Origin of the sequence: Salinicola sp. DM10 (assembly GCF_017306975.2) — a bacterium.
GTDB lineage: Bacteria > Pseudomonadota > Gammaproteobacteria > Pseudomonadales > Halomonadaceae > Salinicola.
This window is the reverse complement of the sequence record NZ_JAFLEN020000004.1, coordinates 66,473-87,192: the sequence shown is the minus strand read 5'-3', so window position 1 is coordinate 87,192 and position 20,720 is coordinate 66,473. Positions and strand designations below refer to the sequence as shown.

General features: G+C 66.9%; 19 protein-coding genes and 3 tRNA genes. 11 read left to right on the top strand and 11 right to left on the bottom strand.

Going from position 1 to position 20,720, the window contains the following annotated elements; translation table 11 throughout:
- Positions 1-104: 104 nt before the first annotated feature.
- The 9 genes from J0A90_RS14535 to rnr form a co-directional block, all read right to left on the bottom strand.
- Positions 105-1,877: a bifunctional diguanylate cyclase/phosphodiesterase gene (locus J0A90_RS14535; protein ID WP_207031583.1), complete on the bottom strand. Its 1,773-nt coding sequence runs from the start codon at positions 1,875-1,877 to the stop codon at positions 105-107.
- Between the two features lie 112 nt (positions 1,878-1,989).
- Positions 1,990-2,283, bottom strand: a complete 294-nt coding sequence (locus J0A90_RS14530) for a hypothetical protein (protein ID WP_035472372.1) — start codon at positions 2,281-2,283, stop codon at positions 1,990-1,992.
- A 28-nt stretch (positions 2,284-2,311) separates the two neighbouring features.
- The gene (gene dnaB, locus J0A90_RS14525; RefSeq protein WP_035472375.1) at positions 2,312-3,697 is read right to left on the bottom strand and encodes a replicative DNA helicase; all 1,386 of its coding nucleotides are present in this window, start codon (positions 3,695-3,697) and stop codon (positions 2,312-2,314) included.
- 246 nt (positions 3,698-3,943) lie between these two features.
- The gene (rplI, locus tag J0A90_RS14520) at positions 3,944-4,390 is read right to left on the bottom strand and encodes a 50S ribosomal protein L9 (protein WP_035472378.1); all 447 of its coding nucleotides are present in this window, start codon (positions 4,388-4,390) and stop codon (positions 3,944-3,946) included.
- Between the two features lie 16 nt (positions 4,391-4,406).
- The gene (locus J0A90_RS14515; RefSeq protein WP_207031585.1) at positions 4,407-5,258 is read right to left on the bottom strand and encodes a hypothetical protein; all 852 of its coding nucleotides are present in this window, start codon (positions 5,256-5,258) and stop codon (positions 4,407-4,409) included.
- 29 nt (positions 5,259-5,287) lie between these two features.
- Positions 5,288-5,515: a 30S ribosomal protein S18 gene (rpsR, locus tag J0A90_RS14510; protein ID WP_035472385.1), complete on the bottom strand. Its 228-nt coding sequence runs from the start codon at positions 5,513-5,515 to the stop codon at positions 5,288-5,290.
- Between the two features lie 23 nt (positions 5,516-5,538).
- Positions 5,539-5,952, bottom strand: coding sequence for a 30S ribosomal protein S6 (gene rpsF, locus J0A90_RS14505; protein WP_035472388.1), 414 nt, complete (start codon positions 5,950-5,952; stop codon positions 5,539-5,541).
- 314 nt (positions 5,953-6,266) lie between these two features.
- Positions 6,267-7,088, bottom strand: a complete 822-nt coding sequence (rlmB, locus tag J0A90_RS14500; RefSeq protein WP_207031587.1) for a 23S rRNA (guanosine(2251)-2'-O)-methyltransferase RlmB — start codon at positions 7,086-7,088, stop codon at positions 6,267-6,269.
- Positions 7,088-9,514 (bottom strand): ribonuclease R, encoded by a 2,427-nt coding sequence (gene rnr, locus J0A90_RS14495; protein ID WP_207031589.1) that lies wholly within the window; start codon positions 9,512-9,514, stop codon positions 7,088-7,090. The genes rlmB and rnr overlap by 1 nt, the downstream gene beginning before the upstream one ends.
- A 294-nt stretch (positions 9,515-9,808) precedes the next feature.
- Here rnr and J0A90_RS14490 point away from each other — a divergent pair.
- From J0A90_RS14490 to J0A90_RS14445, 10 genes are all read left to right on the top strand, one after another.
- Positions 9,809-9,895, top strand: a tRNA-Leu gene (locus J0A90_RS14490).
- Positions 9,896-9,944: 49 nt separating this feature from the next.
- Positions 9,945-10,031 (top strand) — tRNA-Leu (locus tag J0A90_RS14485).
- A gap of 29 nt (positions 10,032-10,060) precedes the next feature.
- Positions 10,061-10,147, top strand: a tRNA-Leu gene (locus J0A90_RS14480).
- Positions 10,148-11,063: 916 nt separating this feature from the next.
- Positions 11,064-11,522 (top strand): MarR family winged helix-turn-helix transcriptional regulator, encoded by a 459-nt coding sequence (locus J0A90_RS14475; protein WP_207031591.1) that lies wholly within the window; start codon positions 11,064-11,066, stop codon positions 11,520-11,522.
- Positions 11,523-11,575: 53 nt separating this feature from the next.
- The gene (locus tag J0A90_RS14470) at positions 11,576-12,526 is read left to right on the top strand and encodes a transporter (protein ID WP_207031593.1); all 951 of its coding nucleotides are present in this window, start codon (positions 11,576-11,578) and stop codon (positions 12,524-12,526) included.
- A gap of 33 nt (positions 12,527-12,559) precedes the next feature.
- Entirely contained in the window at positions 12,560-13,324 is a 765-nt protein-coding gene (locus J0A90_RS14465) for a coniferyl-alcohol dehydrogenase (protein ID WP_207031594.1), read from the top strand.
- A gap of 25 nt (positions 13,325-13,349) precedes the next feature.
- A complete protein-coding gene (locus J0A90_RS14460; protein ID WP_207031596.1) occupies positions 13,350-14,819 on the top strand; it encodes a benzaldehyde dehydrogenase in 1,470 nt (489 codons plus the stop codon).
- A gap of 111 nt (positions 14,820-14,930) precedes the next feature.
- Positions 14,931-15,773 (top strand): p-hydroxycinnamoyl CoA hydratase/lyase, encoded by an 843-nt coding sequence (locus J0A90_RS14455; RefSeq protein WP_207031598.1) that lies wholly within the window; start codon positions 14,931-14,933, stop codon positions 15,771-15,773.
- A gap of 24 nt (positions 15,774-15,797) precedes the next feature.
- Positions 15,798-17,957 (top strand): acetate--CoA ligase family protein, encoded by a 2,160-nt coding sequence (locus J0A90_RS14450; protein ID WP_207031601.1) that lies wholly within the window; start codon positions 15,798-15,800, stop codon positions 17,955-17,957.
- Positions 17,958-17,973: 16 nt separating this feature from the next.
- Positions 17,974-18,936 carry an alpha/beta hydrolase gene (locus J0A90_RS14445; RefSeq protein ID WP_207031603.1) on the top strand — a complete coding sequence of 321 codons (963 nt, stop codon included), beginning with the start codon at positions 17,974-17,976 and terminating at the stop codon, positions 18,934-18,936.
- A 114-nt stretch (positions 18,937-19,050) separates the two neighbouring features.
- Here J0A90_RS14445 and J0A90_RS14440 read toward each other — a convergent pair whose 3' ends face one another.
- Positions 19,051-19,794, bottom strand: coding sequence for a DNA/RNA non-specific endonuclease (locus J0A90_RS14440; protein WP_233076813.1), 744 nt, complete (start codon positions 19,792-19,794; stop codon positions 19,051-19,053).
- A 118-nt stretch (positions 19,795-19,912) separates the two neighbouring features.
- Positions 19,913-20,188, bottom strand: coding sequence for an Lrp/AsnC family transcriptional regulator (locus tag J0A90_RS14435; protein WP_035474285.1), 276 nt, complete (start codon positions 20,186-20,188; stop codon positions 19,913-19,915).
- Between the two features lie 212 nt (positions 20,189-20,400).
- Between J0A90_RS14435 and J0A90_RS14430 the strand changes: the two genes are divergently transcribed.
- Complete coding sequence (locus J0A90_RS14430) at positions 20,401-20,697, top strand: high-potential iron-sulfur protein (RefSeq protein ID WP_207031606.1); 297 nt, start codon at positions 20,401-20,403, stop codon at positions 20,695-20,697.
- Positions 20,698-20,720: the final 23 nt, after the last annotated feature.

Below are 20,720 nucleotides of genomic sequence, written 5' to 3'. Positions count from 1 at the left end.
TGGCGTGGCCTGGCTGGCCTCGCGCATCCTGACCATTAGGTCGGATTCTTGTTAAGACTATATGTCAGCGGCGACATTTGCAGCACAAAAACGTCACCCCAGGATCAACGCTGCGGGTAGCGTTGCTCGCCGCGCAGGCGCACCACCACGCGCCCGTGGGGGGCCCGCTTGGCCGCGCTCTTGAAGCGGCTCCAGAGGTCACCGAAGCTGTCGACGTGGGCATCAGCCGGCACCTGCAGCGCGGTGATCGACAGCCGCGTATGCGGGAAGAAGCGCAGCTGGTCGAAGCGATCCTTGGCCTCGAAACCGCCGGCGAGGCGCTCGGTCTCCGGCAGCAGCTCGAGGCTCTCGGCGGCGAAATTGTGCTGCAGCCTGGCCAGCCGCCGGTGCAGGCCGGCGGCGCTATCGAGCAGCATGATGAAGTCGTCACCGCCAAGATGGCCGAGAAAATCCTCACGCTCTACGCTTTCGCTCAACACCCGCGCCAGGGTCAGGATCATCTGATCGCCCAGGGCATAGCCGAAGCGGTCGTTGAATGGCTTGAAGTGATCGAGATCGAGATAGCAGGCGACGAAGGGCTTGTTCTGACGCTGATAGTGCTCGAGCGCGGCGCGGATCGGCCGGTTCCCCGGTAGTTGCGTCAACGGATTGGCCTGCCGCGCCAACTGCACCTGCTGCTCGGTGAAAAGCTGCAGCAGGTTGATGACATGCCCGATGCCCAGATAGCGGCCAGCGTCGGTGATGATGAAATCCTCATCGCGCATCGACTCGTCACGGCCGGTCACCTTGCGCGAGACCTGCTCCAGGGGCTCACCCGCCTCCACACAGAGTGCACGCCGCTGCATCACCGTTTCGACCGGCTGACGGCCGTGCAGATCGAAGCCGTAGCGCTTGCCCAGCAGCGCCATCAACTGCTGACGCCCGAGTAGACCGAGCGGCTGACGACGCTGGTCGACCACCGCCAGCGCACTGGCATTCGGCAGGCGGCTGAAACACTCCGCCGCCTCGGCTATGCTCGTTCCGGCGCCAAGTGTCGGCAGCGCCACGCAGAGGCGACGGATTTCGGTCGCCGCGGCACTTTGGCGCCGCGCCGCGGCCAGCGCGGTCAGTTGCGCCTCCAGCTCGGCGCGCTGATCCTGCGGTGCTGGGCTGGGCCGCGCGAACAGCCAGCCCTGATAGAAGTCGGCCCCCAGCTCCACCAGCGCCTGCAGCTCGCCCTCGCGCTCGACCCCTTCAGCGACCACGCGGCTACCCAGACTGTGGGCGATATCGATGATCGAACGCACGAAACGGCGCTTGACCCTGTCGTGGTCCAGGCCGCTGACGAAGTGACGGTCGAGCTTGACGTAATCGGGATTGAGCTGCGACCACAGGCGCAGTCCAGCATAGCCGTCGCCGAGGTCGTCCAGGGCGATGGCGAAACCCATCGCCTGGTAGTGCTGGGCCGCTTCCGCCATCAGCCGCGGCTCGATGCCCGGCGACTGCTCGGTGATCTCGATCACGATCTGCTGCGGGCTCAGACCGTGCGCTGCCAGCAGCGCCACGGTCTGGCCGCCGATATGCGCAGGATCGATCAGCACTTCGGGCGTGACATTGAGAAACAGCAGCTCGCTGAGCCCGGTGGCGACCCAGCTCTCGACAGCTCGCTCGCGACAGAGCCGCTCCAGCGGTGCCAGTTGGCCGGCCTCGCGGGCGGCACAGAACAGCGGCAACGGCGAGGCGTAAGGCGACCCCTGGGGGCCGCGTGCCAGCGCTTCATAGCCCAGCACGCGAGCAGTCGGCACGCTGACGATGGGCTGGAAGTGCATGCGCAGATCGCGCGCGTCGAGCAGACGCTGAAGCGCGGGAACGGCGGGCACATTGGGGGCGGAGTTCATGTCTGCCAGCGTCGCAGCAGCACATGACAGAAAGATGACAGCAGGCCCGCCAACAGGCCTCGCCGCCGTTCGGCGCGCCCGGCATGAACTCTGCCGGGCGGCGGGTCGGAACTTACTGGTACGCGGAGGGGTCGATCGCCTTGCCCAGGGAGTTGCGGTCGATCCAGCGCCCCGCCTTGGCTTCCTTGTAGCGGAATACCACACGGTCACCCACCACCACCGGCAACTCCGCGTCTTCGGTCTGGTAGCTGTAGAGTTCACCGTCCACGGTCAGCCAGTGCCGATAGAGATCCGGCATGCCCAGCCACTCCTTGAACGGCCCCTCGCGTTCGAGCTTTTCCAGTTGCCCGCGAACCTCGATCTTGGGGACGCGCTGGCGTCGCCCACGCTGAAAACCGCCTGCCATAGGTGTGACTCCTCAAACCGTTGATGCGTTACTCGTAATGCTGGCCATAGCTGTCCGGGGCCAGGTCCTCGAATCGGGTGTACTTGCCGATGAACGCCATGTGTACGGTGCCGATGGGGCCGTTACGCTGCTTGCCGATGATCAGCTCGGCCAGCCCCTTGTTGTCGGGGTTATCGCTATTGTAGACCTCGTCACGGTAGACGAAGGCGATGACGTCGGCGTCCTGCTCGATGGCGCCGGACTCGCGCAGGTCCGACATCACCGGGCGCTTGTTGGGGCGCTGCTCGAGCGAGCGGTTGAGCTGCGACAGCGACACCACCGGGCAGTTGAACTCCTTGGCCACGCCCTTGAGCGAGCGCGAGATCTCGGAGATCTCCGCGGTGCGGTTCTCGGATAGTCCCGGCACCTGCATCAGCTGCAGGTAGTCGATCATCACCAGCCCGATGTTGCCGTGCTCGCGGGCGATACGCCGTACCCGCGAGCGCAGCTCGTTGGGCGACAGCGCCGGGGTATCGTCGATGAACAGCTGCTTGTCCTTGAGCAGGTTGACCGCCGAGGTCAGCCGCGGCCAGTCCTCGTCCTCGAGCTGGCCGGTCCTCACTCGGGTCTGGTCGATCCGCCCCAGCGACGACAGCATACGCAGCATCAGCGACTCTGCCGGCATCTCCATCGAGAACACGATCACCGGCTTGTCGCCGGCGACCACCGCATGCTCGACCAGGTTCATGGCGAAGGTGGTCTTACCCATCGACGGGCGCCCGGCAATGATCACCAGATCCGACGGCTGCAGCCCCGAAGTCATCTCGTCGAGATCGCGGAAGCCGGTCGAGATACCGGTCATCTGGCCCTTCATGTTGAACAGCTCGTCGATGCGATCGACCGCCTTGGTCAACAGCTGACTCATGCCCTGGGGGCCGCCGAACTTGGGCCGCGACTCGCTGATCTGGAACACCAGCCGCTCGGCCTCGTTGACCAGCTCGTCGGAGGCGCGCCCATCCGGGGAGTAGGCGCTGTCGGCGATCTGACGCGAGGCCTGGATCAGCTTACGCAGGGTGGCCCGCTCGCGCACGATATCGGCATAGGCACGAATGTTGCCCGCCGAGGGCGTGTTGCGCGCCAGCTCCGCCAGGTAGGCCAACCCGCCCACGCTCTCGAGCTGATCGCGCCGCTCCAGCGCTTCCGACAGGGTGACCACGTCGAGCGGCTGGGTCGCCTCGGCCAGCTCGGCCATGGCGTTGTAGGTGAGCCGGTGCTCCTGACGGTAGAAGTCGTCCGCCACCAGTCGCTCGGAGACCGTGTCCCAGCTGGAGTTGTCGAGCATCAGCCCGCCCAGCACCGACTGTTCCGCCTCCAGCGAGTGCGGCGGCAGCTTGAGCTTGGCCGTCTCTTGATCGTTATCGACGCGTTCGTTCATGCCTGGCCATCACCCTCGACAATCCGCTGGCGGAGCTTGCCGCACATTATTTGGCGCACACGATTTGCCCCACACGATTTGCCGCACATTCTACCCAGCCGGCGCAGCGGCTCGCCACGCCCAGCGCTGCCTCGTGGCCGTGCCGGCCCCTCGCGACACGCGCTCATGGGAGACACGCGCCCATGAAAAAAGGCACGTGGGGCCTGGGCCCCACGTGCCTTGAGCGTCGCTGCGCGGGGAGACCGATTACTCGGCAACCACCACGACGCGAACGCTGGTGCTGACTTCGGCGTGCAGCTGCAGCGCGATGTCGTATTCGCCGGTCTGGCGAATCGGACCTTCCGGCATGCGCACTTCGCTCTTGGCGACGTCGAGACCGGCCTGGACCAGCGCTTCGGCCAGGTCGCGCGGCCCGATGGAACCGAACAGCTTGCCTTCGTCGCCCGCTTTGGCGACCAGCGACAGTTCGATCTCGGACAGCTGTTCGGCACGGCTTTCGGCTTCTGCCTTGCGTGCAGCGGCCTGAGCTTCGAGCTCGGCACGCTGGGATTCGAACGCAGCGACGTTGTCCTTGGTGGCCGGCACGGCGAGGCCGTAAGGCACCAGGTAGTTGCGGCCGTAGCCGGGCTTGACGGTGACCTTGTCACCCAGTTCGCCAAGCTTGCCGATGTTATCGAGCAGAATGACTTCCATTCTCGTGAACCTCTCGTCAATCACTGCGTGTCAGGCGACCGCGAAAATCCGCAAAGGTATCCACCAGTGCCAACAGCAGTACAATCAAAATCGTGGGCCAGGTAGTCAGCAGCAGCGCATAGAAGCCGACCAGCCAGAACCCGCTCATTCCCTTCACACCGATCAAACCATGAACCAGCGCCACGCCGGCCACCAGCAGCGGCACCCAGGCCAGCAGGCTGGCGGCAGGCACCGCCAGCAGCATGCCCAGCGCAGTGGCCCCGAGCAGCAGCGCTAGCTGACCGCGCGTGAGTTTCAAGGCGTGAAACTCCGTGCGGAAACCGCCGGGGTTATAAAGCCCCGCCTGCCAGCTGCGGGCCAGGGCCAGACAGCCAATGCTCACCATCAGTACCACCAGACCGGTGACCCCGCCGATGACCAGCGCGGCCATCTGCTGGGTATCCACGCCCTGGGCCGAGAGCCGGTCCAGCATGCTGGAGACTTCGGTCGAGCTGCGCCGCAGCTCGTCGAGCAGCGGACCGGCACCGCCGGCGGGCACGAAGATGCCCAGATGGACCAGCACCATACATACCGCAGTGCCGGCGAGCAGCGTATCGGTCCAGCGCATCCGGGCCCGCAGCACGGTGGCCATCAGCGCCACCAGCAGAATGCTCGCCAGCGGCACCGAATCGCCCTCCATCCACCACCAGCCGGCGGGGATGGCGGCAGCGATCAGCACCGGCGCGGCGCTGGTGAGGCCGCGCCGCAGCGTGACCAGCCCGGCGACCGCGGCGCTGAACCAGAACAGCCAGGGCACCAGCGCCGTCAGCGCTGCCACCCCTACCGCCTGCGGCGTACCGCGCATGATCCAACGGGCCAGTCCCAGCATGACGCCTCGCTATGGTTGTCCGGGCCGGATTACTGGTGGCTGTCGGAGTACGGCAGCAGTGCCAGGTAGCGCGCGCGCTTGATGGCGGTAGACAGCTGACGCTGGTAACGCGCCTGGGTACCGGTAATACGGCTGGGAACGATCTTGCCGGTTTCGGTGACGTAGGCTTTCAGCGTATCGATGTCTTTGTAGTCGATGTACTTCACGCCTTCGGCGGTGAAGCGGCAGAACTTACGACGACGGAAAAAACGTGCCATGTGAGTCTCTCCTCGAGCAGTGATCAGTTGTCTTCGGTAGCGGTTTCGGAACGCTCGGAACGCTCACGGTCGCCACGCTCGGAGGACTTGTCGTCACGACGACGGCTGCCCTTGTCGTCGGCCGGCTTCATCATCGGCGATGCTTCGGTGACGGCTTCCTTGTTGCGCACGATCATGCTGCGGATGATGGCGTCGTTGAAGCGGAAGATGTTCTCGATCTCATCGAGGGTCTCGCCGCTGCACTCGACGTTCATCAGCACGTAGTGCGCCTTGTGGATCTTGTTGATCGGGTAGGCCAGGTGGCGACGACCCCAATCTTCGAGACGATGCACGGTGCCGCCGTTTTCGGTGACGAGGCTGGTGTAGCGCTCGACCATGGCCGGAACCTGCTCGCTCTGGTCCGGGTGGACCATGAACACGATTTCGTAGTGACGCATGTTAGCTCCTTTCGGTTTGGCAGCTTCTGCGGGGTGATCGCGGTTACGCGCACCGCGAGAAGCAAGGAGTCGATTCCGGATCGCGCAAGCCCGCCACGCGCCGGATATTCGGACCTGTGAACGCCTCGCCGCCCCGTTGCCGGAACGCGCGAGCGCGGCTCTGCGAGCAGAGCCTGCCCACAGAACCGCGTAATTGTAGAGATCGAGGCGGCCATGCGCAACCGCCGATGCCGTGACGGCAGCCACGAATGCGGGCCGGGGATCGGGCGGCGCAGAGATGGCGCCGCGACGAAGTGATGCCGCGAGAGGCGCCCTCAGCCGCGCGCGGCGTGGCGCTGGCGCACCACCTCGAACAGGCACACGCCGGCGGCGACGGAGACGTTGAGACTGGTCACCTGCCCCTGCATCGGCAGCTTGACCAGCGCATCGCACGCTTCCCGGGTGAGACGCCGCATGCCCTTACCCTCGGCGCCCATCACCAGCGCACAGGGGCCGCTGAAGTCGGCCTCGAACAGCAGCGTGTCGGCCTCGCCGGCAGTGCCGGTGATCCACACCCCCTGCTGCTTGAGCTTCTCCAGACAGCGCGCCAGATTGGTCACCTGGAACACCGGCACGCTCTCCGCCGCGCCGCAGGCGACCTTGCGCACCGTGGCGTTGAGCGGCGCCGACTTGTCCTTGGGCACGATCACTCCGTGCACCCCGGCGGCATCGGCACTGCGCAGACAGGCGCCGAGATTGTGCGGATCGGTGATGCCATCGAGGATCAGCAGCAGCGGCGGGGTCTCCCCCTGCCACTGCTCCAGCCGCCACCACAGCGCGGTCTCGTTCTCGGCCACCAGCGGCGGGCAGAAACCGACCACCCCCTGATGCGCCGCTGGCCCCGATAGCGCATCGAGCACCTCGCGGGTGACCCGCTTCAGCTCGCAGCCGGCGGCATGCGCCTCGGCCAGCAGATCGTCGAGACGCTGCTCGGCGTGCCCCTGCTGGACCCACAGCACCCGCGGCGGCTGCTCACGCGCGAACAGCGCACGCACTGCGTGCACGCCGTAGACCGGCTCCAGGCCGTCGGGGGTGCGCGGGCGCTCGACCGCTGGCCGCGACTTGCGCGCCCGCTCGCGCTGAGGCCCCCGCGCCATCAGCGCTTACCGCGCCGCGGACCGCGCGAGCGGCGCTGACCGCCGCCGCTGTCGTCACCGCCGCCCTGGCGCTCACGCTTGCCCGGGCGCTGCTTGCGCTTGCGCGGCGCCTGCTCGCTGGACGCCTCGCTGGCACCGCCGCCATCGGGTTTGCGCGTGCGCGGCGTCTTGCGGTGGCGCGGCGCGGCATCGGCGAGATCGAAATCGATTTTGCGGTCATCGAGATCGACCCGCGCCACGCGCACGGTGACGCCATCGCCCAGACGGTAGGCAACGCCGCTGCGCTCGCCCTTGAGGCGGTGCTTCTCGGCCTCGTAGTGGTAATAGTCGGAGGGCAGCGAGGTGACGTGCACCAGCCCCTCGACGTAGACGTCATCGAGGCGCACGAAGATCCCGAATTGGGTCACCGAGGCGATGGTGCCCTCGTAGGTCTCGCCCACCTTGTCGGAGAGGAACTCGCACTTGAGCCAGTCGGTGACGTCGCGGGTGGCGTCGTCGGCACGCCGCTCGGTCATCGAGCAGTGCTCGCCCAGCTCCACCATCTGCTCGAAGGTGTAGGGACACCAGGTAGTCGGCTTCTCCACCGGCGCGCCCTCGGCGCGCATCACCGTCTGGGTTTGGCGCGGGCCGCGGATCACCGAGCGGATGGCACGGTGCACCAGCAGGTCGGGGTAGCGGCGGATCGGCGAGGTGAAGTGCGCGTAGGCCTGATAGGCGAGACCGAAGTGGCCCTCGTTGTGCGGCGAATAGACCGCCTGGCTCATCGAACGCAGCATCACCGTCTGAATGATGTCGGCGTCGGGACGATCCTTGATCGCCTCCCGCAGCGCCTGATAATCCTTGGGCGAGGGGTCGTCACCGCCGCCCAGGGTGAGGCCCAGCTCGCCGAGGAACACCCGCAGATTCTCCAGGCGCTCGCTGGCCGGCGGCTGGTGCACGCGGTAGAGCGCCGGCAGATCGTGCTTGTCGAGGAAGCGCGCGGTGGCCACGTTGGCCGCCAGCATGCACTCCTCGATCAGCTTGTGGGCGTCGTTGCGAGTACGCGGCACGATCTTCTCGATCTTGCGCTCGTCGTTGAAGACGATCTGCGTCTCGGTGGTCTCGAAATCGATCGCCCCGCGCGCCTCGCGGGCCTGACGCAGCACCTTGTAGAGCGCATGCAGGTTCTCCAGCGACGGCACCAGCTCGCGGTAGCGCTCGCGCAGCGCCTGCCCTTCCTCGCTGTCACCCTCGTGCAGCATGGTGCCGACATCGGTGTAGGTGAGGCGAGCATGGGAGCGGATCACCGCTTCGTAGAACTTGTAACGGCTGATATTGCCGCTCTGCGAGATGTTCATCTCGCACACCATGGTCAGGCGATCGACGTGCGGGTTGAGCGAGCAGAGGCCGTTGGAGAGCAGCTCCGGCAGCATCGGCACCACCTGGCCGGGGAAGTAGACCGAGTTGCCGCGCACGTAGGCTTCGTTGTCGAGCGCGCTACCGCCGCGCACATAGTGGGAGACGTCGGCGATGGCGACGATCAGCTTCCAGCTGCCGGACTTGGTCTTCCACGCACACACCGCGTCGTCGAAATCCTTGGCGTCCTCGCCGTCGATGGTGACCAGCGGCGTATCGCGCAGATCGATGCGCGCACGCTTGTCCTCTTCCAGAACCTCGGCGGAGATACCGGCGATCTGCTGATCCACTTCGGGCGGGAACTCTGCCGGGATATCGTGGGTGCGGATGGCGATGTCGATCTCGAGCCCCGGGTCCATGCGCTCACCCAGCACCTCGACCACTTCGCCCACCGGCTGCTGGCGGGTCTCCGGCTGGCGGGTGATGTTGACCGAGACGATCTGACCATCCTTGGCGCCCTGGCTGGCGCTGTGAGGGATGATCACTTCCTGGCTGATGCGCGAATTCTCCGGGATCAGCACTGCGAACTCGGGGGAGTTCTGACGGAAGACACCGACCAGGGTCTGGGTGTTGCGCGCCAGCACCTCGACGATGGTGGCCTCGTCGCGCCCGCGGCGGTCGCGGCCGCTGACCCGCGCCAGCACCACGTCGCCGTCGAACACCCGGCGCATCTGACGCGGCGGCAGCACCAGGTCGGGTTTCACGCCATCGTGGCGGATCAGAAAGCCCATGCCGTCGCGGTGGCCCTGAACGCGCCCCTTGATCAGGTCGAGCTTGTCGATCAGCGCATAGGCGCCCTTGCGATCGCGCAGAATCTGTCCGTCGCGCTCCATCGCGGAAAGACGACGACGTACCGCTTCCAGCTGGTTGTCGTCCTCGAGCCCGAGCATGGCGCTCATGTTCTCATGGGTAATCGGCTTGCCGTACTCCTCGAGCCGGGCGAGCAGGTACTCGCGGCTGGGTACGGGATTGTCATATTTTTCCGCTTCACGAGCCGCGTGCGGATCGTCGTCCAACGTCCAATGAGTCATGCAGCCATCGTCCTTGCTTCAGGGTGGGAGTCACGCGGCGGGCGGCAATTGCCGTTATTTACTTTATGGGTCATGCGTCAAGTATAGCGGTCACGCCTCTCCGACCCAACCACCGGCGGCGTTGCCAGCGTGTGGAACCGCAGACGGCATCCAGCCGCCGCCGCGAGTACAGCCCGAGAAAGTCCATGGCGATAGCGGTTTACGCTACTGAAAGGTGCCGGAAAGAGATCGTGAAAGGTTTATCGACAAGGGCTTGCATTCGATCGCAGAGCCGGTATTATACATCGCGCCTTGGCCCAGATGGCGGAATTGGTAGACGCGCTAGCTTCAGGTGCTAGTGTCCTTACGGACGTGGAGGTTCAAGTCCTCTTCTGGGCACCATCGAGGTCGTCGACATGACGATCATCGAGGTAGACAGGGCCAGGATCGAGCCCGGATGGCGGAATTGGTAGACGCGCTAGCTTCAGGTGCTAGTGTCCTTACGGACGTGGAGGTTCAAGTCCTCTTCCGGGCACCAATCTCGATCCCGCGCAGCAAGCATGACAAGCCCAGGTGGCGGAATTGGTAGACGCGCTAGCTTCAGGTGCTAGTGTCCTTACGGACGTGGAGGTTCAAGTCCTCTCCTGGGCACCACGCTGTCATGCTCCATACGATGTGCTGTTCCTGCCGGACACCCCCCGTCCGCGCTGCAATACCCTCTATTCGTGCCTCCGTAAATCTCGTACCGAGAACTGTCTGAATCAGGCTTGGTTTGTCTGAATCAGGCTTGGTATAGGCGTTTCTGCATGTCGTCGTAGGCTCTTGCAGGCTGCCTAGTTGTCTTCTTGGGCACTGGTATTGGCTCATGGCCTGCCCGCCCGCTTCGTCTATCCGTTCTGTTCGTTTACCCCCCTCCCTTCGCTACCCGCGCTCGGCTGACTGCGCTCTGTCTTGCCGCGTCTCCCCGGATCGCGCGCTTCGGGGCGCTTGTATTCCCTTACGCGACCGGGTCCAGCAAAGCACGAGATCGCGCTTCGCCACCCACTCGCTCGGCCCACACCTCACTCGTCCATCTCACGCATCTGCCGGCGCATCTACGCCAGCGACCCCACCGCCCTTACGCCTCCGCCTACTGGTTATTAGACGTAATGATTATAGATCATAACTATTTTCTTGCGGATACTCGCCTCGCAAGTCGCTGCTGCGCTGGCGGGAGATGATCGCGGCGGCGAATACGACCGGACCACGCCACAACCGGCCTCGACCCATCATCCTCGCCCTTGCCGGAGAACGACCATGAACAAAACAACAAGTCAAAACACGACAAGTCAAAAAACAACGAAGCCAAGAACCATCAGTCAAAAAACAGTCAGTCAAAAAACAGTCAATCAAAAAGCGACGAGGCAAAAAACTGCCGCGCTGCGCTCCCAACGATCCATCAGCCGCTATCATGGGGAGAACGCTTCGGCCCCCGTGGCGTGTCGCGCCCCGCTCCCGTGCTCCGGGCGGGGCGCACGGCCTGGGGCCGGTACTGTACTGCTCTCTCTATGCCAGGCCCGATCCCGCGCGCATGACTTCCGACGCCCCAGCTTCTCCAGACACACTCGACCAGTCGCGCCTGACGCGCCTGCTCGGGTTTCGCATCACCCGCGCCGAGCTGCGCATACGCCGCCTGTTCCTGGAGTGCATGGCGCGCTTCGAACTCAAGCCGGTGGACTATTCATTGCTGGTCCTGGTGGACGCCAACCCGGGGGTCAATCAGCGCCAGCTGGCCGAAGCGCTGGACGTCTCGCCGCCCAATCTGGCCATCGTGGTGGCGCGACTGATGAAGCGCGAGTTGCTGCGCCAGGTTCGCGGCAAGCAGGATCGGCGCATGCAGCACCTGCACCTGACGACCACGGGCAAGCAGTTGCTCGACGAGACCGAGCTCGCAGTGCAAGAGATGGAGACGCGGGTGCTGGACAGGATCGGCCCGACACAAGGGGACGCGCTGCTGGCAGCGCTGGCGCGGCTCGATCATCTGGACTGAGCCGCGTCGCCCGGTCGCTGCTGGGTCTGGCGCTGAGCCTCACCGCGGGTCTGGTGCTCGTTCCGCAGGCACTCATCCCGCAGGCCGAGGCCCAGTCGATGCCGCAGACGGTGCAGCTACGCGCCGGCATGAACACTGGCGGCACCAGCTTCATGGACGGCTTCGGCCGCCTCGGCCAGGGCTGGACCTATATTCAATACGCGCGCCTGTCCCACCTCGATGCGATCAAGGATGCCAACGGCGACGACTCACCCGCTTTTCGTGACCCGAAGATCGACTCCACCGCACTGATCACCCAGTTCGCCTACACCTCGCCCTACCGTCTGTGGGGCGGCTGGCTCGGCTTCAACACCTTGGTGCCGCTGGTCAATCTGCATGCTTCCTTTGCCGACGACAGCCCTGCCACCCTGCGCGACAACGGCTTCGGGCTGGGCGATATCACCTTCGGCCCCTATCTGCAGATGGCACCGATCATCCGTCAGGGGCGACCGGTCTTTTCACAGCGTTTCGAATTCGACGTGATCGCGCCGGTGGGAAAGTTCGATCGTGACCGCGCGCTCAACCCCGGCGATGGCTACTGGTCGATTCTTCCCAACTGGGCGATCACCGTGCTGCCCACCCCGGCGTGGGAGATCAGCGCTCGCTTCAACTATCTGTATAACTTCGAGACCGACCGCGCCGGGGCTCCGCCGGCCATCCCCGGCTTCGAGTTCGACAACGGCCAAGCCGGGGATGCCGCCTGGGTCAACCTCGCCAGCTCCTACGCCGTCAACGACAAGCTGCGCCTGGGCATCAACGGTTTCTATCTGCGCCAGCTGAGCGACAACCGCACCAATGGCGAGCGCGTGGCCGATTCACGCCAGACCTTGCTCTATCTGGGGCCGGGCGGCGCCTACCGCTTCGATGCCGACAACCTGCTCAACGTCAATCTCTACTTTCCGCTCAAGATCGAGAACGCCGCCGCCGGCAACAGCCTCAACCTGCAGTTCGTCCACAGTTTCTAAGACGCGATCACGCCATCGCGCAGGAGTCGAGACATGCAACTCTACGGCAAGACACTGCTGGTTACCGGCGTCGCCTCGGGTATCGGCAATGAAGTCGCCCGACTGGCGCGCTTTCACGGCGCCCGGGTCATCGGCGTCGACCGCCATCCGGTCGACATGACACTGGACGCCTTTCACCAGGCCGATCTGAGCGATCCGCAGGCGATCGACGCACTCGTCGCGGCACTGCCCGCACGCCTCGACGGCCTGGCCAATATCGCCGGGGTACCCGGCACCGCCGACCCGGCGCTGGTGGCTCGGGTCAACTATCTGGGTCTGCGCCACCTGAGCCAGGCGCTGCTGCCGCGGCTCAGCGGCGGCAGCGTGGTCAACGTCGCCTCGATCCTCGGCGCCGCCTGGGCCGAGCGCCTGGAGTCTCACCGCGCCCTCGCCGACACCCCCGACTTTGCCGCCGGTGAACAGTGGCTGGCAGCGCATCCGGTGCCCGCCGAAAGCTGCTATCAGTACTTCAAGGAGGCGCTGATCGTGTGGAGCGCACGCGCCTCGCGGCCCTGGTTCGCGAGCCACGACGTGCGCGTCAACTGCGTCGCCCCCGGCCCGGTGTTCACCCCCATCCTCGACGACTTCGTCACCATGCTCGGGCCCGAGCGCGTCGCTGCGGATGCCGAAAAGATGAAGCGCCCGGCGTTCGCCGACGAAGTGGCCGAGGGGATCGTGTTCCTGCTCTCCGACGCCGCGCGCTGGATCAACGGTGCCAATCTACCCATCGACGGCGGCCTGGCAGCCACCGCCCTGTGATCCCTCATACTCCTGGAGAGACCCCATGAGCGATACCCCGACCCGATTTCCCGACCCCGCGCGCTGGCACGCCAAGCTGTTCGACGGTGACTGGATCGAAACCGACGCCACCCTCGAGGTGATCGAGCCCGGCTCCGGCGCACCGCTACATACCGTGGGCAAGGCCGATGCCGATGCCGTCACCCGGGCCGTCACTCGGGCCAAGGAGGCGCAGCGCGCCTGGGCCGCGACCCCGCCCCGCGAACGCGCCGCGGTGTTCCATCGCGCCGCCGCGCTGCTCGAAGCGCAGGCGCCCGCCATAGCGAGCCTGATCGCCCGCGAGACGGGGGCGATTCTGCCCAAGGGCGAGCACGAGGTGCGCGAGGCGATCGTGCTGTTGCAGCGTGCCGCCGCCATGCCGCTGCAGGCCACCGGCCAGGTGCTGCCGAGCGAACCCGGGCGCATGAGCCTGGCCCGGCGCCGGCCGCTCGGCGTGGTCGGCGTGATCTCGCCGTTCAACTTCCCGCTGGTGCTGTCGCTGCGCTCGGTGGCCCCGGCACTCGCCGTGGGCAACGCGGTGGTGGTCAAGCCCGACCCGCGCACGCCTTACGCCGGCGGCTTCGTGATCGCCGAGGTCCTCAGCGCCGCCGGCCTGCCCAAAGGGCTCTTGCACGTGCTGCCGGGGAATGCCGAGGCCGGCCAGGCGCTGGTCGAGGCGCCGGGCGTGCCGATGATCGCCTTCACCGGTTCCACCGCCGCCGGGCGCCGTATCGGCGAGCTGGCGGGGCGCCATCTCAAGAAGGTATCGCTGGAGCTGGGCGGCAAGAACTCGCTGATCGTGCTCGATGATGCCGACCTCGACCAGGCGGTGTCGGCGATCGCCTTCGGCGCCTACTTCCACCAGGGCCAGATCTGCATGGCCACCGGCCGCGTGCTGGTCCAGCGCCGCCTGGCCGCGGCGCTGACCCAGCGTCTGGCAGAGAAAGCGCGCCAGCTGCCGGTGGGCGACCCGGCCAGGGAACAGGTAGCGCTGGGGCCGATCATCGACCAGCGCCAGCTCGACCACGTCAAGGCGATCGTCGATGACAGCGTCGCTGCCGGTGCGGTGCTCGAAGCCGGCGGCACCCACCAGGGGCTGTTCTACGCCGCCACCGTGCTCTCCAACGTAAGCCCGGGCATGCGCGCCTTCGACGAGGAGATCTTCGGCCCGGTGGCCAACGTGATCGTGTTCGACGACGACGACGAGGCGGCGGCGCTGGCCAATGCCACCGACTACGGCCTCTCCGCGGGGATCCTCTCGGCCTCGGTGGGACGCGCCATGGCACTGGGCGACAAGCTCCATACCGGGCTTTTGCACATCAACGACCAGACCGTCGCCGACGAGGTGGTCAATCCCTTCGGCGGCACCGGCAGCTCGGGCAACGGCACCAGCGTCGGCGGCCCTGCCGACTGGGAGCAGTACACCCACTGGCAGTGGGTCACGCTCAAGCAGACGCCACCGAGCTACCCGTTCTGAACGCGGCCCGCAGCAACGCAGACCGCACCGCATCCGTCACGTTTCCGCTGCCCCCGCCGCGCCCTGCTGGCGCCACGCCGCAGCCCACCGCCCCACTCAAGAGGTTTTGTCATGTCAACGTCACATAGCGAAGAAGAGACCGTCACCTACACCATCGAGTCCGGCGTCGCTTGGGTGAAGTTCAACCGCCCGGAAAAGCGCAACGCCATGAGTCCGGCCCTCAACCGCCGCATGCTGGAAGTGCTCGATGCCCTCGAGTTCCATCCCGAAGTCGGCGTGCTGGTGCTCAGCGGCGAAGGCAGCGCCTGGACCGCCGGCATGGACCTGCAGCAGTACTTCCGCGATACCGAAGCCCACGGCCTCGCCGGCACCCGCCAGGCCCAGCGCGAGAGCTACGGCTGGTGGCGCCGCCTGCGCTGGTACGAGAAGCCGACCATCGCCATGGTCAACGGCTGGTGCTTCGGCGGCGGCTACGGCCCGCTGTTCGCCTGCGATCTGGCGTTCGCCGCCGAGGAGGCCAAGTTCGGCCTCTCCGAGATCAACTGGGGCATCCTGCCGGGCGGCGGCGCCTCCAAGGTGGCGGTGGAGCTGCTCTCGTTCCGCCGTGCGATGTACCACGCCATGACCGGTGAGCCGATCGACGGCGCCACCGCCGCCGAGTGGGGGCTGGTCAACGAGGCAGTCCCTCTGGCGCAACTGCAGACGCGGGTTGCCGCGGTCGCCGCAATGCTGCTGGAAAAGAACCCGATCGCCCTCAAGGCGACCAAGGATGCCCTGCGCCGGGTCCGCGAGATGACCTACGACAACGCCGAGGACTATCTGGTGCGCGCCCAGGAAGCGGCCAACAGCCGCGACGACAGCGGCCGCCACGAAGGTCTGCGTCAGTTCCTCGACGAGAAACGCTACAAGCCCGGCCTGGGCGCCTACGACCGCGCGCACTCCGGCGACGCCTGAGGTCTACCCAGAGGAGGCAGCATCATGTCGGACTCATCGCAGCAGGCGTCGAGACGCCTGCCCGAGGACGCGGTAAGGCGCCTGCTGACACCGCATTCGATCGCCATCGTCGGCGCCTCAGCCACCCCGGGGGCGCTCGGCGCCTCAGTGCTCGGCAACCTGACCCGCAACGGCTATGCCGGCGAGATTCACCTGATCAATCCCAAACGTGCGGAGATCGCCGGCCGCCCGTGCCTGGAGCGCATCGCCGCGCTGCCCGAAGGGGTCGACGTGGCGCTGCTGGCGATCCCCCAGGCCGGGGTGCTGGAGGCAGTGCGCGAACTCGCCGCGCGCCGAGTCGGCGCGGTGGTGATCTTCTCCGCCGGCTTCGCCGAAGCTGGCGAGGCGGGTCTGGCCCAGCAGCGCGAGATCGAACGTATCGCCGCCGACGCCGGCATGCTGGTGCAGGGCCCCAACTGTCTGGGCAGCATCGACTACCGCCAGCGCCTGCCGCTGACCTTCATCGAAGTGGCGATCAGCGAGGACGAGGCCGAGCGCCACCGCAGCCAGCCGGCGATCGGTATTCTCTCCCAGAGCGGCGCCATGATGACGGTGCTCAACACCACCCTGGCAAGCCGCGGACTACCACTCTCCTGCGCCATCTCCACCGGCAACGAGGCGGCCAGCCATCTGGAGGATTACCTCGACTACCTGCTCGACGATCCGGGTACGGCGGTGATCGCGATGATCGCCGAGCAGTTCCGCCAGCCCCGGCGCCTGCTGGCCCTGGCCCAGCGCGCCGAGACCAGCGGCAAGCGTCTGATTCTGCTGCATCCGGGCAGGAGCAGCGCGGCCCGTGCCGCCACCGCGACTCACACCGGCGCCCTGGCCGGCGATCATGCGGTGATGCGCACCCTGGTCGAGCGCGCCGGAGTGGTGCTGGCCGAGACCCTGGAAGAGCTCGGCGATATCGCCGAGATCGCTCTGCGCTGCCCGACCCTGCCCGCGGCCGGCACCGCCATCGTCGGGGAGTCCGGCGCCTTCAAGGCGCTCTGTCTCGATCTCTGCGAAGCGCTCGAGCTGCCCTTGCCGACGATCGGCAGCGCCGACTCGCCGGCACTGCGCGAGGCGTTGCCGCCGTTCGTCGAGGTGAGCAACCCGCTCGATCTCACCGCCCAGGGTCTGGTCGACCCGCAGCTCTACCGGCGCACGCTGGAGGCACTGTTCGCGGACTCCCGTTTCGGCACGGTCCTGGTCGGCCTGATCCAGACCGACCCGGTCACCTGCCGGATCAAGCTGCCGCCGGTGCTACAGGCAGTGCGCGAACAGCAACCGCAGTTACCCGTCATCTGCGCCGGCCTGGATGAAGGTGCCGAGATTCCCGCGGACTATGTCAGCGAGCTGCGCGCGCTGGGCGTGCCCTACTTCCCCAGCCACGAGCGCGCGCTGCGCGCCATCGCCCGCCTGCGCCCGCTGGCCACCCGCGACAGCGAGCGCGTGCCGCCGGCAGCCCACGGCCTGGCGCTGCCCACGCAGGGCGGCGTGATCCCCGAGTACCGCGCCAAGCAGCTGCTGGCGCCACTCGGCGTGCCCTTCGGCGCGGGAGCGCTGGCGACCTCGCTGGACGAGGCCCAGCGTATCGCCGCCGACCTGGGCGGCGCGGTCGCGCTCAAGGCCCAGGCGGCGGCGCTGAGCCACAAGAGCGATGTCGGCGGGGTCATCCTGGGTATCGAGGGCGAAACGGCGCTGGCCCGGGCCTGGGAACAGCTGCATCGGGATCTGGCGCGCCTGGCCCCGGACACCCCGCTGGATGGCGTACTGGTCGAGCGTATGGGCACCGCCGGCTGCGAGATGATCGTCGGCGCCCGCCAAGACCCTCAGTGGGGGCCGGTGGTGCTGGTCGGTTTCGGCGGTGTCAGTGCCGAGGTGCTGCGCGACGTGCGCCTGCTGCCGGCGGACCTGACCGCGGCGGCGGTGCGCCGCGAGCTGGACAAGCTAAAAGGTGCAGCGCTGCTCCACGGCCACCGCGGCCAGCCGGCCTGCGACGTGGCTGCCCTGGCCGAGCTGGTGGCCGCGCTGGGCGCGCTGATGCAGGCCGAACCGCGGCTGGTCGAGATCGATCTCAACCCGGTCATGGTCTACCCGGAGGGCCAGGGTGTGCTCGCCCTGGACGCCCTGATGCTGATCGCCCCTTCTTCCCCCTGACACACTGGAGAACGCCATGCCGGAACCGTTCGATCTTTCCCGTCTCGACCCCGAGGTCCAGACGGTCCTGGGCAAGATGGCGGCGCAGTCGCTGCCGCCGCTGGAGACCCTGCCGATAGCCCAGATGCGCGAGGTCTACCGTCTGCTGCTGGATCGCCTCGGCGGCGAGGCACCGCCCATGCACGAGGTCACCGATCTCGCCGCCGAGGGGCCGCTGGGGCCGATTCCGCTGCGCCTCTACCGCCCCCGCCCGGCGGACGCATCAGCGGCAGCCGCGACGATATATCTGCATGGCGGCGGCTGGATCATTGGTGACCTCGATAGCCACGACAAGATCTGCCGGCGCCTCGCCCACGCCTCCGGCGAAGTCCTGATCGCGGTGGACTACCGCCTGGCCCCGGAGCATCCGGCGCCGGACGGGCCCGAGGACGTGCTCGCCGCGATTCGCTGGATCGCCGCCAATGCCAAATCGCTGGGTCTGGACCCCGCGCGCCTGGCGGTGGCCGGCGACAGCGCCGGCGGCGGCCTCGCCGCCATGGCCTGCCAGCAGCTGCGAGAGAGCAGCGTGGCACTGCGCGCCCAGGTGCTGTTCTATCCTGGGCTCGATCTCACCCCCGAGTCCGACGCCCTGCCGTCACGGCAGCGCAACGGTCAGGTACCGCCACTCACCACCGAGCTGATGCAGGCCATGGCCGAGCCCTTCATCGGCGACTTCGACACCCGCGACCTGCGCGTCTCGCCGCTGCTGGCAAGCGATCTGCTGGCGCTGCCGCCAGCGCTGATCGTGACCGCCGAGTTCGACGCCCTGCTCGACGAGGGGCGGATCTACCGTGACAAGCTGCAGGCGGCGGGTGTGGCGGTGACCTACGTGGAGGTGCCGCGCATGATCCACGGCTTCATCGAGATGGCCGGTGCCGTCTCCGCCGCCGTCAGCGTCCTCGATCAGGCCGCAGCATTTTTGCGCCAGCGGCTGGCGTGAACCGAGAGAGCGACATCACGCGCCAGCGACGGAGCCGACCGGGTCGGTTGGCAATGCTGGTTCAGCTTGGCAACGCTGGCTCAGCTGCGAGGAATGAGCAGCGAATCGCCCCGCTCACTGATAACGGCCGGGACGCCGGGAGATCGCCGCGAGGCCCCAGCCGGCGGTATCGACATGCCCTTCGAGGCGTTGCTGGACCTGCTCGCTGAGCAGCGGAAAGAAGTCGAGACCGGTACGCGCCTCGATCTCGTCGATGGTCACCAGGAAACGGTCTAGCGGCTCCTTGCCGCTGACCGTCTGCGGCATCAGGAAGGCGATCGCCCGCGGGTTGGTTCCCGGCACCACGATGATCTTGTAGAACGCCTGCGGCACCTGCGAAAAACCGACCCGATGCAGCCACTGGTCGTCGTAGACCGGCCCGGTCAACACCCAGACGCTACCGAAGCGTGGCACGAAGTCATCCATCACCGCCTCTTCCAGGCGCTGCCAGAGCTGGCGATTGAGGTGCGGCCGCTGCGGCGTGACGTTGGTCATCAGGAAGCTGTCGAGCTGGGCGCTGCGCCCATGGGCCGCCGCCATGGCGTAGTTGGGCGCCATATGGCCGCGGTCATAGCCGCTGCCGGTGTAATCGCTGCTGGTGATCGGCCACAGGCTGCGCCAGTCGGGCGAGAAGTGGTCGGGCCGCGGCAGGCTGTGGGGGTTGTCCACCCGGGTCAGCGCATAGCCTACCCACAGCGGCCCGGCACGCAGATCCGACCAGCCGAGCAGGAAGCCGTCGTTGCGCAGCACCCGGTTCCAGCTGCGCCAGTCGCTCCACTGCCACTCGGGCACGCCCATCCAGCTGAGCTGATCGCGCACCCCGCTTTCGTGGTAGTACCAGAGCCCGCTGACGACAACGACGAAAACGATGGATATCTTGGACGTGCGCCAGAGCCGCGTCAGCGCTCCGGCGGATCGACGGCGCCCCACCCCGCGCTCAGAGGCCGACCGAGAACATGGCGTCGAGATCGTGGCGCGAATGCACCTGCATGGCGTTGAGGGTTTCGGTGTCGCGGATGCCCTCGACGCTCATCAGACGCTCGGTGACCAGGGTCGCGAGGGACTCGAAGTCCGGCGTGCGCGCGATGGCGATGAGATCGTAGCGGCCGCAGGTCGAGTAGACTTCGCTGATCCCCTCGAGATCGGCGAGACGTTCGGCGACACCGCGAATCCGGCCCTTTTCGACGTTGATCAGAATGACCGCGTTCTGCATCTCTCTCTCCCACCGGCGGGTGGCCCCGGGCGGGGCCACGACAATCAAGAATGAAGGCTCGGGCGCGAGTATATCAGCTCTCGCCCGGCGGCTGCGCTTGAACGCCGCCAGCACGGGCCGCCATACTCGAGTCCTGACTCAAGCACTGACTGAAGCCTCGCGGTAGCACGCCGCGCCGCCCGTCTCCAGCGCCCACACCGAGGAGCCCTCGCATGTCCATCGATCGCCGCCGTTTTCTGTGCCGTGGCGCCGCGCTCTCCGCCGGCCTGCTGCTGGTGCCCGGCTGGCGCGCCTGGGCGCAGTCAGCCCCGCTGCTCGACCCCGCCGCCAGGCAGGCGCGGGCAGTGCGCTATGTCGAGCAGGCCAGCGCCGCTCAGGACGACCCCGCCTACCGCGCCGGACGGCACTGCGCCAACTGTGATTTCTTCGGCGCCGGCCAGCGCTGCGCGCTGTTTCCCGAGCACCGCGTCTCTCCCGACGGCTGGTGTATGAGCTGGACCTCGGAATAACCCCAAGCGCTTATTTCCAAGCT